We start from the raw sequence: 16,567 nt of genomic DNA, 5'->3' as shown, positions 1-16,567 counted from the left end.
TCGTTAACCTCCTGATCTATACCTGCTTATACATTCACGAACGGGCTGCCGGCAATGTCTTTGCCCCGCGCCAGCCAAATTTTGAAGCCTGGGTTCTTATCGGCATAGACCTTGGATTCGGTGGAGAAATAACGCATCGTATAGCCGCAACGGCGATATGGGCTCGTATTGGCCTTGGCGCCATGGATAATACGCGAGTCATGCAGTGAGCATTCGCCGCGCTCCAGCTCGAAGTAAACCGCCTTGGATTCGTCCACGTTCTTGATCTGTGTCGCGAACAGATTCAGGCGGGCATCCACGTCCTCATAGTCGGAGAAGCCATTGTTATGCGTACCTGGAATGACGCGCATGCAGCCGTTCTCTTCCGAGCTGCGGTCAATGGCCAGCCATACGGTAACGATTTTGTCGAATGAGCTGAGCCGTCCGTTCCAGTAAGCGGAATCCTCATGCCACGGAGTTGAACGCCCGACATGTGCGTCTTTACAGATAAAATGGCTGGACCACAAGCCGATATTCGGTCCAAGCACAGGCTCAACCAGATCGAGAACCTCCTCGCTAAGCAGAAATTCAAGCAATCTTTCGTCGCGGAAATGCGGTGTATCGAGCTCGTCAGACAGCTTGCTGCCCTTCAGTGCCAGCTGCTCCTCGAAAATATTCGTTAACGTGCTCATTTTCTCCGGACTGAACAGTTGTTTCTTATGGAGCAAATAGCCGTTTTCTTTATAATAGTTAACTTCTTCGTTAGACAGCACCGACGTTGTCATCGCTCAATGACCTCCTGAAATCGTTTTCGTTTTCTAATAAGATTGTACGCTGAACGAGGCTTCCGCTACTTCTCGTTTGCTCCGAAAAAGTATGCATATCTTCCGTTTCTATTTAAAAAGCAAAAAACCACCTCCTGTAATGAAAGGAGATGGCCTTGTGTTTATACCCGAATCAGCTGAATCAAGCCGGAAGGCGGGAGCGCCAGCTTGTGGATTCCCTTATCCAACCTCACCAGCTGATCGGTGATGATTTCGCCCGCACAATTCAACACGAGCATTCGAGCTTCTATAGGGACTAATAACTCTACAATAATCGATTCTCGGGAAGTCCCATTGATGATCATGCAGCATTCCTGAGCCAGGCTTTCCATCCGAACGATCCCTTCGCCATAGACAGCAGCCAGCCATTCACGCTCATTATGGGCGTACACGATCGGATACATATAGTCCGGCGACTCGGGGCGCAAGGCTCCATCCAGAACCAAAGCCTGATGCCGGCGCCAGAATCCGAGCCAGAATACAACAACCCTGAGGTGTTCCTCCGGTATACGATCAATTAGAACCGAGAGCTGCGGCACCGAGAAGAGCGAATGGATAAACTGCAGTGCCACATTCTCAGCCTTATCGCTCCAGTTCCACATCATCATGTCGGAATGAACGGCCGTATTCCCGCTTAAGAGGCGAATATCGATGGAACCGATCCGATTCTGGCTAAAGTTATTCGGACAATCCGCCACACGAAACATGTTGCCGTATTTACGCATTAACGGACCGACATAATTTTGCCGGAATTCGATGATGACATCAGGCTTGATCGCTTTCAGCCGGTTCATGACATCCGAGAGCAGCCGGTCTACCGCTTCCGGTACCGAATCATAATCTCTGCCCTCGCCCAGCGAGAATCTCATATCTTCCGATAGATTGAAGGAATCGACAAAATCCAGCTTGAAGCCGTCGATATCCCAGTCGCGCAGCGCCCGCTCGTAGAGTCCGATCAAATAATTCCGGACTTCCGGAAACCTAGGATCGAATACGGCTGTGTCTTTCCCGTACATGTTCATGAACTTGCCCTCGAAACGGCTCCAAGCCTTCGAATGCAGCCCAACGAACGGAACGGAATACCAGAGGATGAATTTCATCCCCATCTCATGTACATTGTCGACGAACCTTCTCATATCCGGTATCCGGTCAGGAGAAGCCTCCCAGTCACCGCAGTAGGCATAACCGCGTTCACCATTGGCTGTCTGCCACCCATCATCAACGATGACCGCTTCACATCCGAGCTGCTTGGCCAGCAGGCACTGCTTCTCGATCTCCTTCGGATCGAGCTGCTGATGGAAGCTGTACCACGTTGAATACATCGGGAGGCGCGCAGCTTCCGGAACCTGTGCCGGCGTATAGCCCGGCAGCGATGCCCACCAAGCTCCGACATCCCCTAAGCTATCCGCATAATACCGGTCTCTCGTATCGATCCGGATGATCGCTTCGTAATGAGTCATAGGCGGGCAAGCTTCGGTGAAGAGCTCCATCCATAGCTCGAACTGCGCGGATTCTTCGTGAATCCCTGCCCGCATCCGCAGTGGACGCATCGCATCCGAGAAAGCAACCGTGAGCCGATTCTGACCGGCCATATTATAGAGGGAGCATACAGGGGCCAGCGAGGTCGCTTTGGATTGGAAAGGCGCGTTGAAATCGATCCGCAGCCCTTTCTCCCGATTCGCCCCTGGGTCCCAATAGCCGGATATATCGATGGCGGGATGTTTCCATGAAAGGCGGATCGCCTCCGGAATCCGGGGCGTATCCGAATCCATCACGAAACGGATATACTCGATTCCATCCGCCTCATCGAGAAGGTTCAACGAAACACGAAAGTGATCGCCGCCATCGACTGTAAACTCTCTACTTCCAGCTTGAAATAGCATCTGAACCCTCCTAAAAGTTTTGTGGAGCATATGCTTCATCGAGTCTTCATCGCAACAAAACTGCTTCGAAAGCATAGACTTAAGTTTTGTGGAGCATATGCTTCCTGAGTCTTCTTCGCAACAAAACTTACTTCGGAAGCAAACGCTTGGTTTTGTGTAGTCTGCACTTGGTTGTTTAGATGAGCATACGCTTGGTTTTGTCTAATCTACACTTGGTTGTTTGGATGAGCATACGCTTGGTTTTGTCTAATCTACACTTGGTGATTTGGTTGAGCATACGCTTGGTTTTGTCTAATCTACACTTGGTGGTTTGATTGAACATACGCTTAGTATTGTGAAATATAAGCTTGGTTGAACATGTGCTTCATACTGTGAAGCATTGATACATGGGTTTTGAATGAACGAAATGCCGGCAGCAAACGAGTGGAGCAGGAAGAATGATTCTGGAGAAGCGCAAGCGGTCGCCTTTGTTCCCGGATATCAACCCATATATATAATTCAAAGAAATCCGGGAACAACAGCGATCGGAAGAACATTCAGCCTGCGGAACGGTTTGTGCTCGAATATTTCGTTTGTTCTCGAGTTTTGCGCTCGTATATTTCGTTTGTTCTTGAGTTTTGTGCCCGATTATTTCGTTTGTTCTCGAGTTTTGTGCTCGAATATTTCGTTTATGCTCGAATTAACGTCCAATTGATCTATAAGCCAATCTACCCTTTCACGGCTGAGCTGACCGTGAGCGCATTCTCCACCTGCTCGGAGAACAAGAGATAGACAAGGATGGTCGGTATAGTGGACAGCACCATGACGGCCCCCATTGCGCCCCAATCCGAGCTGAACTGGGTCTGGAAATATAACAGGCCGAGCGGTAGTGTCTTCAGTGCATTATCGCTAATCATGACGAGTGCTACCAGGAATTCATTCCATGCGAATAGAAAGACGAAGATACTAACGGAAGCAATAGCCGGCTTCACGAGCGGAACCATAATGCGGAAGAACGTCGTATACACATTAGCCCCGTCAATAGCTGCGGATTCTTCAATTTCATAGGGCAAGGACCGGAAGAACGCATAGAAAATAATCGTTGCAAAAGAAAGCTGGAACGCGACATATGGGACAATAACGGCCAAATAACTATTTTGCAGATGCAGTGTCCGTTCAATAATAAGCAGTGGAATCAGGATGATCTGCATGGGAATAAACATACCCGCCGTCATATAAATCCGGCCCGCATTGGCATACTTCCATTTCATCCGCGCTGCCGCATAGGAGAACATCAGAGCAAGGATGACAGTGAACACAACGGTGCCGATCGATACGATAAAGCTGTTCTTGAAGTAGAGCAGCAGATCGAATGCGGCAAAAGCGTTCTTATAGTTCTCGATGCGCCACTCACTCGGAATACCGAATACGTTCGTCGAGAAAATTTCTTCATTATTTTTAAAGGAATAGAACAATAGCCATACTAATGGATACAAGCTGACCAGTACGTAGAATAACAGCGGACCGTAGGTCAGCGTTCTCTTCGTAATTCGCTTTAACATAGGATCCTCCCCATCTAATAACTGATTTTTTCCCGCGCCACCAATTTGTTGATGAGGATGGTGAACAAGAGGCATTCAATAACAAGCACAGCTGCCGCTGCCGAGCCGTAACCGTATTCGTTCGAGCGGAAAGCCGCTTTATACATCATGAAGGTGAACGTATACGAGATGTTGCCAGGACCACCGCTCGTCATGACGAACATGTTCTGGAACGCGTTCAAGCCTCCTGTAATGGCGATAATCAGGCAAAATTTATACGTTTCGCTCAAGAGCGGAATCGTAATCTTAAAGTGTGTGGTCCAGAAGGAAGCCCCATCAATCTTGGCGGCCTCATACAGATGCTCAGGAATCGACTTAATCGCGGTATAGATCAACACCAGATGAACGCCCATATTCTGCCATCCGTTCGTGAAGGCGATCGCCCAGATCGAGGTGTGTTCACCGCTCAGCCAGGATTGCTCGTAATTGCTGCCCATCAGGGCGAACAGGCTGTTGAGCAGGCCGCCATCGGTGTTGTAGATTGCAATCCACAGCTGCGACACGACAACGCCGGATAAGACGACGGGGATGAAGTAGGTTGTCTTGAAAAACTTACGTCCTCTCAAGCTCTTCGAGCTCAGCGCGATCCCGAGCAGCGTGCCTAGTCCAATTTGGTACACAACAAGCACGAAAGCGAACACGAGGCCGTTCTTTAAGGACACCCAGAAGTCATCGTCGTCGAACAGACGAATGTAATTATCGAATCCAATGAAGGTAGCTTTGCTTAGTCCGTCCCAATCGAAAAAGCTTTTCTGGAAGGTCTGCAGAATGGGGATCGTTACCATGACGGTGAAGAAGAGCAGCGTCGGGACAGTAAATACGAGCAGCGCCAAATTGTATTTCTGTTTAGAAGTCATATTTCCTCCCTTAAAAAAAGGTCGTCCCAGACTTCAAGGACAACCTGTTCTTTACTTACCATTTTTACTTGCCAATATTATTTGCGGGCTTGTTCAATCGCTTTGTTCATGTCCTTGATGAAATCTTCCTTATCTTGACCAGCAAGCAATTTTTGCGTGTTGTCTTCGATGGCTGTTTTGAACTTCGCGTTCTCAAGTCCCCATGGGAAAGCAGTCATGGTTTTGAAATTCACGGAATCGTCCGCGTATTGTTGTTGAACCGGAGACAGGCCATTAGCCGGTTTTACATCTTCGACTAGGATGGAGTTCGGATCAGCCAGCATGATGACACGCTGCTTTGCAAATTCAATCGAGAATAATGCCGCATATTTAGCTGCAACTTCTTTATTGGCCGAGTTTTTGGATACCGCAAACCCTTGGTTGAAGCCGCCGCCGCTCATGTTCCATTTCACTTGATCGACTTTATCCGCATCGGAGAAAGGTGTGTACAGAATGCCCAGCTTATCGCCCATCATTTCGTAAATATTGTTCATCGACCATGCGCCGTTCAACAGCATAGCCGCTTTGCCTGAAGTGAATTGAGCTGCAGCGTCATCCGCAGTCGTATTGAATGCATTCTTAGACAGAAGGCCTTCTTTCGTAAGCTCTGCCAACTTGTTAGTAGCTTGAATATACGCTTCGTCCGAGAACTGGCCTTCGCCGTTGTCCAGCTTCTTCACGCCAGCCGGCTCCGAGCCGACAACAGCCATATCGAACAATTGCACACCCGGCCATTTTTCCTTTGCGAATAGAGCAAGTGGCGTAATGTCTTTGGCTTTGAACGCTTTTACCGCTTCCAACAGCTCCGTGTAGTTCGTAGGGGCTTTAACATTGTGCTGGGCAAACAGTTCCTTGTTGTAATAGATCAGTGCTGCCCATTGACCCACATTCGGTACAGAGTAGGAATGCCCGTCTTTATTCCACAGCATCGGCTTGGACGTTTCGTTGAGCAGGCTTTCAATGTTGTTTTCTTTCACAACATCGTCCATAACGTACAGGTTATCCGATTTCTTCAGCGTCTCAATAAGGCCGCTGGATGCGAAGAATATGTCCGGCAGGCTGCCTGCAGCCGCATAGGTTTTAATTTTTTGCTCGTCATCCTGTGCAGCAACCTCGAATTCCACTTCGACTTCAGGCATTACCTTCTTCATGGATTCTTTGGCTGCGTCGTATACAGCTTTCTCTACACCGCTGTACTGCGCATAGAACTTCAGCTTAACCGCTTTCGCCGCATCATTACCGCCCGCTTCGTTCTTGCTGCCGGATTCGTTATCCGCCTTATTGTTGCCGGAGCCGCATGCCGCAAGCGAAAGAGCAACCATTGAGAGCAGCAGAAGCATCAATATAGGCTTCAACGTTTTGTTCTTCATTGTATATCCCCCTTGTCTGATTTGTTCTCATTGTACAGGGAAGGTAACATGGCGAGTAAGGGATAAATCGGAACACATTTGTACATTTCGACCCAAACCCATCATTTTGTCCTACTTAGTCCGCGTAACCTCATACTCACTCGGAGATAATCCCGTATGCTTCTTGAAGGTTTTACTAAAATGACCCGGATCGCTGTAGCCCACCATTTGCGATATATCCGTCAGGCGCAAGTTATTGCCTGAGATCAGAAGCTCCTTGGCCCGCTGGATCCGTGTTTCGAGTATATAGTCGCTCACGCTCATACCTAGCTCTTGCTTGAATATCTTTAACAAATAGCGGGGCTGGATATAGAAGTGTTTGGAGATGTCCTCTACTTTCAGCTGGCTGTTCGCATAATTCGAATCGATGTACTCCCGGGCGGATTCCAATATTTTACCCGACTTGGAACGTTTCACGCCCTTCGAATGACGTGCAGCAGTCAGATAGATATCGGTGATCCATTCAAAGGCCGATTCTATTGAAGGCTTACTCGTAATTTCTTTGAAGGGAGAAAAGTTGCTGGGCAGTACATCTTCAACCTTCCGGCCCATTTCATAAATATAAGTGAGACATAACGATACCAGTCCTGCTAGAATCGTATGAATATAATCGCTCGAAAGCTGTTGATTCTGAATATAGGTCCGAATCGCATCCAAATTTTTACGAATCTCATCCTCGTCGTGAAGCCTCAAATGCAGCAGCAGATTCTCGTTCATTTCACTTGGATAGAAGCCGATATTCGAAGCCTTCGAGGTAATGTCCCGGTAAAAGACGACATCTGTGAGATTCATCGCGATGCGATTTCGCAGTGCAATAACGGATTCCATATACGACTCGCGAATGAATGTCACCCCTTGTCCCGCTGTACCGATTCCCACTGTCACACTGAAGCCGAAGTGCCGCTTGATCAGCGCGCACAATCGCGAGTAACCATCCGTTTGAAACCGCTTATCCCCGCCTTCTTCGGTAAACTGCAGCAGCGAGATGACCCGGTTCTCAGGGCCGTTAAAAATAAACTGGCGTCCTTCGAGCTTGATGAGGTCCTGAAGCAGGTTGGCAATGATATATTTGCGCAGACGAATTTCACCGGAATCCGGCCACTGCTCGTGAAGGCCGTCGATTTCGATGGCAATGACCTGAAACAAGGAGCGATCCTCCTGCTGCTGGAACATCTTCATCTGATGATTCATCATCTCGTTATCACCTGTATATTCATTGCTAATGAGCAGATTGAGAAAGCTTTCCTTCCAGGCGAGCCGTTCCTTCTGTGTCTTGTCCTGCTCCACCCGCGATTTCTCCATCGCACTTTTCACCTTGGCGAGCGCCATGAGCAGCTCCTCTTCGTCAAACGGCTTCAGAATATAGTCATCTACGCCGATCTTAAGCGCTTGGCGGGCATACTCAAATTCACTATGGCCGGTCACAAGCACGATCGAGGTGGACGGATACAGCTCCTTTACCTTCGCCGCAAGATCCATCCCGTTCATATACGGCATGTTAATATCGATAAATGCGATATCGGGGCGCTCGCGCTCAATGAGCTCCAGAGCCTCCACCCCGTTCTTCGCCTCGCCACATACGTGGAAGCCATGCGCCTCCCAGTCGATGACATGTCGGAGGTATTTGCGGAAGACCGCCTCGTCATCGGCCAAAATAACGTTAATCATCGTGTTTATCTCCATTCATAAGTGGAATTTCCACCGTTATGTCTGTGCCTTCTCCCAATTGGCTATGAATCCGGATGCCATACCGATCTCCAAAATAGAGCTTGATCCGCTCATCGACACTGCTCAAACCGAAGGAGCTGCGCTCCTCCTTGCTCGTATGCCAATGCTTCATTCGTTCAGCCGGGAAGCCAATTCCGTCATCCTTTACGCTGATGCACATGGTATCTCCTTGTTTGAAGCCTTCTATCGTAATATGCCCGAAGCTGCCCTTCTCTTTCAAACCGTGATATATCGCATTCTCGACTAAAGGCTGCAGCGTCAGCTTCGGAATGGTATAGTTCAGCAGCTCATTGGGGATTTGAATCTGGAAATCGAATAAATCCGAATATCGGGCACTCTGAATGTAGAGATAACTATGTAGATTGCGTATTTCCTCCCGCACCGTAATGATTTCTTTCCCGTTACTGAGCGCAATCCGGTAAAAATCCGCCAGCGCCTTCGTCGCTTTACCGGCTTCCTCGCTTTCGCCTGATTTACACAGCACATAGATGAGATCAAGCGAGTTGTAGAAGAAATGCGGTTTGATCTGCTCCTGAATGAGTGCCAGCTCATACTCCCGCTTCTGCTGCTGCTCTTCCTTCACCTTAATTAGCAAATCATTCACCCGGCCAAGCATCGTGTTCACACCTGAACCGAGAATGCCGATTTCATCATTGCTCTTCACATCGATCGGACGGTCAATGTTCTCATCACGAATCCCCTTCACATGCTTCGCCAAGTAAATGATCGGGGCGGCAATCGACTTGGACAAAATAAACGCGCCGATCAAGGCAAACAGCAGACATATTCCGCCTACGATCCAGATCAGGCTCGTGACCTGGCGCGTCTCACGGGTCAACTCCTTGAGCGGGATTTCATTGATCAGCTTCCAGTCCGGCTTACCGAATTGCATAGCCGTGAGCAGCACCTTCTCACCCTTCATGCTTCGCATCTCCTCCAGCACGGTTTCCTGTGAAGTGATCTCTTCCCGCTTATCCGGCTCTAAAGATTGCAGTAATCGTTCCTCGTCTGAAGAAGAGATGATCGTGCCGCGACTGTCCACGATGTAATACCCGTTCGACTGCACAGGACCGACCGGACGATAGACGGAGGATAAAGTTTTCTCATTGATGTTGACGAACAGGTAGCCAAGCGTGTCCATCGTCTCTGTGTCCAATATTTTTTTGCCGATCGTAATGACGGGATTCTGCTTGTCCATAACCCAGTAGTCTCTTCTCTGCATCGGAAACCATAGGTGGATGCCGTTACTCTTCTCGACTGCGTGGAACATCGGACTTGCAAGCCCTCGCAAGGTCCCTGTATTCAGCTTGGGATCTGTTGAGTAGATGTTGCGATTGTTATCGATGAAGACCGCCGATTCGACATCATGGAAAATAAGCATGGCAAAATCCAGCTTGTTCTCAATCTGATTACGCAGCACGTAATCTTCGTTCGTCTGCAGCTCATCGTAAGGGATTTCCTTGGGCTCCAATGTCTTAAGCTTCGTTTCTTTATTCAAGTCCAGCATCGCAATATTAGAGAAGCTCTCCGCATTCGACAGAATCGTGTCGATTCTCGTTGTGATCAGCCGGGATTCATCGAGCATATTTTTCTTCGTTTTTTTAATAACAGCCTCTGTATTGATATTGTAGGAAAGCACGCTAAGCAATAAGAGCGGAATAACGACCAGCGGAAAATAGATCGCGATGATCTTGTTCTGAATCCGCTGGCTTCTGAACCAATTAACGATTCTTGTCTTCATCCTGATGCCGTCCTCTCGTCGGAATAGACTAACTAACTCATCTTAGTATACCGGAACGTTTACGACAAATATCGACAAGTCGGTAAAAAGCACCAGCGCAAATAGATTCCAATAAATTACATTTATCGCGAGAAGTGCTCGCTCATAATAAACAGCCGCAGAGGTGTATGCCTCTGCGGCTAGCATGTGTACGTTTGTGCACTCCTCGGCAATCAAGCCGATTGCAAGGATAATTTTTACACGGCGTTGACGTCAAATTGACTTTATCCGTATGTATGATTGCTATGATTCTAATATACGCAAAGCCACGCAAAAACTAAGCGTATGCTTACGATGTGAGTTTTTGCTCGACTGCGTCTCACAAAAACTAAGCGTATGCTTACGATGTGAGTTTTTGCTCGACTGCGTCTCACAAAAACTTTTAGGAGGTCCCAACCATGCATGCCATTCAATCGGCTGCCCGCATCAGTGATTGCGATACGATGACGGACAAATTGATCTACCAGATCCGCACCGGCCAAATAACCGGCTCCAGTCTGAACACCCTCGGAGCGCGTTGTAGAACCGAGCTCCACGAGCTTCGGCAAGAACTCGACGAGCTTCTGCGTGAGCTGCGCGAAATTGCCGGTAATAACAGTGACGGCAACCAGGTCAGCAGGACCATCGCCGCCTAGTTACAAGACAATGGACAATTGCATCATGTAACAGCCCGACTGCCGCCCTGCCAACCGAGTGGATTACTTGCCTTGCGCTGCCGCTAAGCCAAGCGCCAAGGCACCGCATAAGCCGGCATTATCACCCAGTCCCGGAGAAACAATGTACGAATCGATATCTTCCAAGATCGCCTTTGCACTGACATATCCATTAAGATTCTTCTTCACTTCCGCGCGGATCATCGGGAACAACTGCTCCTGATGCATGACGCCCCCGCCCAAAATAATTTTCTTCGGAGAAAGCATCAAGATCGCAGAAGCAACAGCTTGTCCGATATAGAAGGCTTCGATCGTCCAAGCCGGATGATCCACCGTAAGCTCGCTGCCCTTCACCTTCCAACGCTTCTCCAGCGCCGGCCCTGCTGCCATGCCTTCCAAGCAGTCCCCGTGATACGGACATACGCCTGCAAAATCATCCTCCGGATGACGCCTCGTCAAGACATGTCCTCCCTCTGGATGAACAAGACCGTGAACCATCTTGCCCTCTGTATAGACGCCCACCCCGACTCCTGTACCGATGGTGTAATAGACACAGCTATCCAATCCTTTGGCCGCGCCCCAAGTCGCTTCACCGAAAGCCGCAGCGTTCACATCCGTATCCCATCCGAACGGAACGTCAAAGGCTTCCTTAAGCGTACTTAGCAGCGGATAGTTCGCCCAACCCGGCTTCGGCGTTGTCGTCACATATCCATACAAGGGACTAGTTGGATCGAGATCAATGGGACCGAACGAGCCGACTCCAATAGCCTCGACGCCTTTATCTTGAAAGTAGGCAATGACATTCTTCGTCGTCTGTTCCGGCTGCTCGGTCGGAAAACTGACCCGATCCTCAATGATGCCTTCTTCATTGCCGACTCCACACACGAATTTTGTGCCGCCAGCCTCAATTGCTCCTATACGCATGTCTGTGTTCCTCCAATAAGTCTTATTCATTATGCCTGCAACCATTTTGGCAAACTTTCAGCCATTTGAATAGATGTTAAATCGCTTTTAAATCATAAATCTCAAGCGAGAGGAGCTCCGTGGTACCGCCGCGCGAGTAGATATCCAGGCCGGTATCGCTTTCACCCGGAAAAATCAAATCGGTCATGACCGCTTCCCCGTCAGCGGCAAAGACTTCGATCGAGGACTTGTCCACCCAGATATGCAGCCTCAAGCGGTCATTCGTTTGCTTCAGCTTCACCGTATGTTTTCTCGCGAACTCCTCATGGAACGCTGTGTCACCTGAGTGGGATCGATCGACAAACAGCTCCTGATCCTGCCTCCTATAACCTACGATCGTCCCATGATTCTCAGACGTCCGAACCTTCAAACCAAACTCCTCTGCAGTCCCTGGCGCAAACTCGGCAATGATTTCATAGCTATCCAGCGCCAAATCCGGTAACCGATGGGAACCGTCTTCGATTGTACCATGATTCTGAGTCCATGTGCGGGTTCGCAGCGAAGCCAGCTCCTTGACGGGCTGCTGGATCAGGGCTAGCTCGCCATCAATGTGCGAAAGCTGAAGGACCCGCGGGATCGTCATCGCACTCCTCCAGCCATCGCTTGGCGTTGCATGAGCGTATTTAAAATTACTCATCCAACCTATGTAGATCCGGCGTCCGTCTTCAGCCGGTACATCCGACCAACTGACGCCCGCATAATTATCCCATCCATGATCCAACCAGCGTACAGCCTCGGAAGGGCGCTCATTCGTAAAGGTTGTCCCGTCAAAATCGCCGATAAAATACTGCGTCCTGGCACCGAATTCCAATCCACCGCTGCTAACGAACATGACCCACTTCGTCTTGCCGGCCTCTCCATCGACGGGCAGCTCGAACAAATCAGGGCATTCCCAGACGCCTTCGTGGAAGCCCTCTCCCTGGCCGAATTCGCTGGCAAAGGTCCAATGAATGAGATTAGGAGAATGGTACAGTGTCACGGTCTGTCCCGTCGCAAGGATCATGATCCACTGGCTTGTCCGCTCATGCCAGAACACCTTTGGATCCCGATAGTCCAGGTAACGGGGATCCTCCAGTACAGGATTGCCGGCATATTTCGTCCAGGTGCGGCCTGAATCATCGCTATACGCCAAGCTTTGTCGCTGCCGCTGAACACCCGTTATGGGATCCTCGTCATGATGCGTGAAGATGGCAACCAAGCCGGATTTGCCGCCGAAGAATCCCGTCGTATCGTTCCAATCGACCACGGCGCTTCCAGAGAATATCGTACCATGCTCGTCTGGCGCAAGCGCAATCGGGAGATGCTTCCAATGGACCATATCCGTGCTAATCGCATGTCCCCAGTGCATTGGCCCCCATGTCATTCCATTCGGATGATGCTGGTAAAACAGATGATACTCTCCCTTATAGTAGACCATGCCGTTCGGATCGTTCATCCAATTCTGCGGTGGTGTAAAATGATAATTCGGTCTGTATGGATCCAGCTTCAATGAAATCTCCTCCTAAACGTGTAGTGTAGAACGTACTTCAAGAGATTCTCTCCATCGGGAACATTTACAACAGGCTGCATGCTTCCAATTTCATCTTATCCTTTTTTGCATACATTGGTAATCCCTTAATGGCAAGTTGTACAGGATGAAAAAAGAAGAACCGTTGGGAGAGCTCCTTCCAACGGCCTTCACTTCATCCAGATATTCAGCTCGGCCTCTCGGCATCCCCACTGTAACGGTAGAAAACGGTCTTACAACACGCCTTCACGGCGAGCCCACCTGCTGTAAGTCCGTTTTTAGGCTTTACAGCTCCAGATAGTCAGCTCGGCATCTTGGCATCCCCGTTGTAACGGTAGAAAACGGTCTTACAACACGCCTTCACGGCGAGCCCACCTGCTGTAAGTCCGTTTTTAGGCCTTACAGCTCCAGATAGTCAGCTTAGCCTCTAGGCATCCACGCTGTAACGGTAGAAAACGGACTACCAGCACGCCCTCACGGCGAGCCCACCTGCTGTAAGTCCGTTTCTAGGCCTTACAGCTCCGGATATTCAGCTTAGCCTCTCGGCATCGCCACTGTAACGGTAGAAAACGGTCTTACAGCACGCCCGCACGGCGAGTCCACCTGCTGTAAGTCCGTTTCTAGGCCTTACAGCTCCGGATATTCAGCTTAGCCTCTCGGCATCCCCACTGTAACGGTAGAAAACGGTCTTACAGCACGCCCGCACGGCGAGCCCACCTGCTGTAAGTCCGTTTTTAGGCCTTTCAGCTCCAGGTATTCAGCTCGGCCTCTCGGCATCCCCGCTGTAACGGTAGAAAACGGTCTTACAGCACGCCCGCACGGCGAGCCCACCTGCTGTAAGTCCGTTTTTAGGCCTTACAGCTCCAGGTATTCAACTCGGCATCTAAGCATCCCGCTGTAACGGTAGAAAACGGACTACCAGCACGCCCTCACGGCGAGCCCACCTGCTGTAAGTCCGTTTCTAGGCCTTACAGCTCCACCCAAAAGGGAGCAGCCTGCGTGGTTCCGACACCATGCGACTTAATCTATGTCTGCTAACTTACTTGAAAAATCTCAGAAACTCGCGCATGAAGCCGGGCAGATCGGGCCAGGCATGGCCGGTGACCAGCTTTCCATCGACATGCAGCGTATCCGTAGCATAGTGTGCTCCGAGCTTCTCGACATCGAAGCGGCAAGCCGTATAAGCCGTCATCGTGCGCCCTTCAAAATAGCTTGTATCCTTCAGAGCCGCGAAGATTTGGGCGGCGTGGCAGATCGCTCCGACAGGCTTGTCCGCCTCTAGAAAGTGGCTCAATATGCGCGGTACCTCGGTGTGAGAGCGGATATATTCCGGTGCCCGCCCGCCGGGAATGATTAACCCGTCATACTCAGACGGGTTCACATTAGCGAAGGCGACATGCGCCGGGAGCAGATGAGCCGGCTTCTCGGTGTACGTCTCCCAATCTTCTACGAAATCATGGACGACTGTGTGAAGCACCTTTTTCGCAGGTGCAGCAATGACTGCCTCATATCCTTCTTCCAACAAGCGGTAATAGGGATAGTATACCTCCAGCACTTCAACGGCGTCTCCGGTCAACAGCAGAATTTTCTTCGTCAATTCCGTTCACTCCTTCAGCACATAGTTTGGTTTACATACGTACGTTACCCGCTGGGCATCGAGCATGACTCTCTTAGCGTCTTGCCTGCTTACATGCACACACGTTCCGAGCCGTAATCCATTACCCATCCTTCCAGCCAGCAAGAGAATAACATAAAAAAGCCAATGGAAGTATCCTTCCATCGGCCTGTCGTCGATGCATCCAAATCCCTATATAGGAGACACACCGTACGCCGTACCTGCACGTTGCGACAGCATCTCGGCATACCGGCATAAAACGGCGGCATCCGTCAGACAAGCATCTCCCATTGTCACGATTCCTCTGCGGTGTACGCTGGTCTACCAGCCCATGCGCTCTCGCAAGCTTCTAATATGCGCCACATGATGATTTCCATGCCAGGCATAAACACCAAGAGCATGAGCCAGCCTATTCGATTGCTTCGATTCGGGGTGGTAGAACGTCCGTTCATAATCTTCTGCGCGAAGGGAACGGAGCAGGCACGTCCACCGCAAGTGCAGGGACTCGAGGAGCAGCAGTGACGGGAGGATCGGCAGCTGCCGGCTGTCTTCCAGCATAGCCCACCGATCCTCGGCATACGGCTTGACGGTCGGATTCTCTTCCGTCAAGGCGAGCTTAAACCGGATCATGCTGTTCATATGGCTGTCCGCCAGATGATGCACGACCTGCCTAATGGTCCATCCACCCTCACGGTAAGGCGTGTCCAATTGACTGTCGCTTAAGTCCTCGACAGCCATAGCCAGCTTAAGCGGCAGCGATTCGATCTCCCGAATCCAGACGGCTCTTTGCTCCTCCGTTATAATACCTTCATGCTTGAAAGGTCCAATCGGATACGAAGCATCTCCGCTCCCCATATCCTTCTCGAAGCAAACACTCGATTCACAGCCGGTATACTCGCCATACCGGACAATCTCGCAGAAGCCCTGCTTGCGGTAAAAGCGTATCGCCTCCGGCTGCTCCCAGCCTGCCTCCAGCCGCAGGATGCGATAGCCCCGCTCCACCGCCGTTTTCTCCAGGAAACGAAAGATTCGCGCAGCAATGCCGCGCTTCCGGTGAGACGACTCCACGTAAAACCGCTTCAGCTCGGCACTGGAATCATCCAGCGGGCGGATTGCCCCGCACCCGACAGGCTGCTCTCCATCGTAAGCGATGACAAACACCACTTCATCGATAGACGGATCTTCGAAGTCCAGTCCAAAGATCTCATCCGCCGGATACCGCTCCAACAGATCGCGATCCAGTCGTTCTGTCAGAAGTCGAAGATCGGGATTCGCCGGGGCTGCAAGAACAAGCCGATAATCACTCATGAGCGCTTCACCTCTTTTAGGTTATCGACTATCATTTTATCTCATTTGAACACTTCGAACATCACGTATTTCCTGGTCCACATCTCGCTCTCTACGACCCGCTGCCGCTGCTCCGCATCTTGAAAGATATAGCCGCCGCCCATCTGTTCCTTGAAGACCCAGCCCTGCTCTTCCATCTTGGCAATCAGATACTTGCCGCCGTCGCCTTGATTGCCGTGGAATCCAAACCATTCAGCCTTTTCATTGGTATGTATCGGGCTTAAGCCATCGCGGCTGTCATGAACCGCTTGAAGAACCTCTTTCTTCCCGATCCCTTCCATGCCTCTGGGCAAAGGCGGATAATAGCTTTTACTGTCATAAATGAATACGCCAACCACTGCGATTATGAGGAGCAGCATGGCTGCAGCCCCTATTAGTTTCTTAGATCTCTTCATAGTCACTC

General features: G+C 50.2%; 13 protein-coding genes and 1 pseudogene. 1 reads left to right on the top strand and 13 read right to left on the bottom strand.

The features are described 5' to 3' along the window. Positions 1-26 precede the first annotated feature (26 nt). The 7 genes from NNL21_RS20575 to NNL21_RS20545 form a co-directional block, all read right to left on the bottom strand. On the bottom strand, positions 27-764 hold the full coding sequence (locus NNL21_RS20575) for a phytanoyl-CoA dioxygenase family protein (RefSeq protein WP_204819835.1): 738 nt from the start codon (positions 762-764) through the stop codon (positions 27-29). A 161-nt stretch (positions 765-925) separates the two neighbouring features. Further along, the gene (locus NNL21_RS20570) at positions 926-2,686 is read right to left on the bottom strand and encodes a glycoside hydrolase family 36 protein (RefSeq protein WP_204819834.1); all 1,761 of its coding nucleotides are present in this window, start codon (positions 2,684-2,686) and stop codon (positions 926-928) included. 707 nt (positions 2,687-3,393) lie between these two features. After that, on the bottom strand, positions 3,394-4,227 hold the full coding sequence (locus NNL21_RS20565) for a carbohydrate ABC transporter permease (protein WP_204819833.1): 834 nt from the start codon (positions 4,225-4,227) through the stop codon (positions 3,394-3,396). A gap of 14 nt (positions 4,228-4,241) precedes the next feature. Beyond that, entirely contained in the window at positions 4,242-5,123 is an 882-nt protein-coding gene (locus NNL21_RS20560) for a carbohydrate ABC transporter permease (protein ID WP_204819832.1), read from the bottom strand. 77 nt (positions 5,124-5,200) lie between these two features. Continuing rightward, positions 5,201-6,532, bottom strand: a complete 1,332-nt coding sequence (locus NNL21_RS20555; RefSeq protein ID WP_204819831.1) for an ABC transporter substrate-binding protein — start codon at positions 6,530-6,532, stop codon at positions 5,201-5,203. 111 nt (positions 6,533-6,643) lie between these two features. Further along, positions 6,644-8,239 carry a response regulator gene (locus tag NNL21_RS20550; RefSeq protein ID WP_204819830.1) on the bottom strand — a complete coding sequence of 532 codons (1,596 nt, stop codon included), beginning with the start codon at positions 8,237-8,239 and terminating at the stop codon, positions 6,644-6,646. After that, the gene (locus tag NNL21_RS20545; protein WP_204819829.1) at positions 8,232-10,040 is read right to left on the bottom strand and encodes a sensor histidine kinase; all 1,809 of its coding nucleotides are present in this window, start codon (positions 10,038-10,040) and stop codon (positions 8,232-8,234) included. Before NNL21_RS20545 ends, NNL21_RS20550 begins: the two co-directional genes overlap by 8 nt. A gap of 437 nt (positions 10,041-10,477) precedes the next feature. On the opposite strand from NNL21_RS20545, the gene NNL21_RS20540 reads away from it, so the two are divergent. Beyond that, positions 10,478-10,714, top strand: a complete 237-nt coding sequence (locus NNL21_RS20540) for a hypothetical protein (protein ID WP_204819828.1) — start codon at positions 10,478-10,480, stop codon at positions 10,712-10,714. Between the two features lie 63 nt (positions 10,715-10,777). Here NNL21_RS20540 and NNL21_RS20535 read toward each other — a convergent pair whose 3' ends face one another. From NNL21_RS20535 to NNL21_RS20510, 6 genes and pseudogenes are all read right to left on the bottom strand, one after another. Continuing rightward, positions 10,778-11,656 (bottom strand): ROK family protein, encoded by an 879-nt coding sequence (locus NNL21_RS20535; RefSeq protein ID WP_204819827.1) that lies wholly within the window; start codon positions 11,654-11,656, stop codon positions 10,778-10,780. A 76-nt stretch (positions 11,657-11,732) separates the two neighbouring features. Next, positions 11,733-13,184, bottom strand: coding sequence for a glycoside hydrolase family 32 protein (locus NNL21_RS20530; RefSeq protein WP_256555362.1), 1,452 nt, complete (start codon positions 13,182-13,184; stop codon positions 11,733-11,735). A 1,057-nt stretch (positions 13,185-14,241) separates the two neighbouring features. Further along, positions 14,242-14,799, bottom strand: a complete 558-nt coding sequence (locus NNL21_RS20525; RefSeq protein ID WP_204819826.1) for a DJ-1/PfpI family protein — start codon at positions 14,797-14,799, stop codon at positions 14,242-14,244. Between the two features lie 339 nt (positions 14,800-15,138). Continuing rightward, a complete protein-coding gene (locus NNL21_RS20520; RefSeq protein WP_256555372.1) occupies positions 15,139-15,672 on the bottom strand; it encodes a YfiT family bacillithiol transferase in 534 nt (177 codons plus the stop codon). Positions 15,673-15,714: 42 nt separating this feature from the next. Next, positions 15,715-16,125: pseudogene (locus NNL21_RS20515) on the bottom strand (GNAT family N-acetyltransferase); the annotation flags it as partial. Between the two features lie 41 nt (positions 16,126-16,166). Continuing rightward, positions 16,167-16,559, bottom strand: coding sequence for a hypothetical protein (locus tag NNL21_RS20510; RefSeq protein WP_204819824.1), 393 nt, complete (start codon positions 16,557-16,559; stop codon positions 16,167-16,169). Positions 16,560-16,567 lie beyond the last annotated feature (8 nt).

The organism is Paenibacillus mendelii (assembly GCF_024498075.1).
In the GTDB taxonomy this organism is placed as follows: Bacteria; Bacillota; Bacilli; order Paenibacillales; family Paenibacillaceae; genus Paenibacillus_Z; species Paenibacillus_Z mendelii.
The sequence above is the reverse complement of the archived record's forward strand: the minus strand, read 5'-3'. Positions and strand labels throughout refer to the sequence as shown.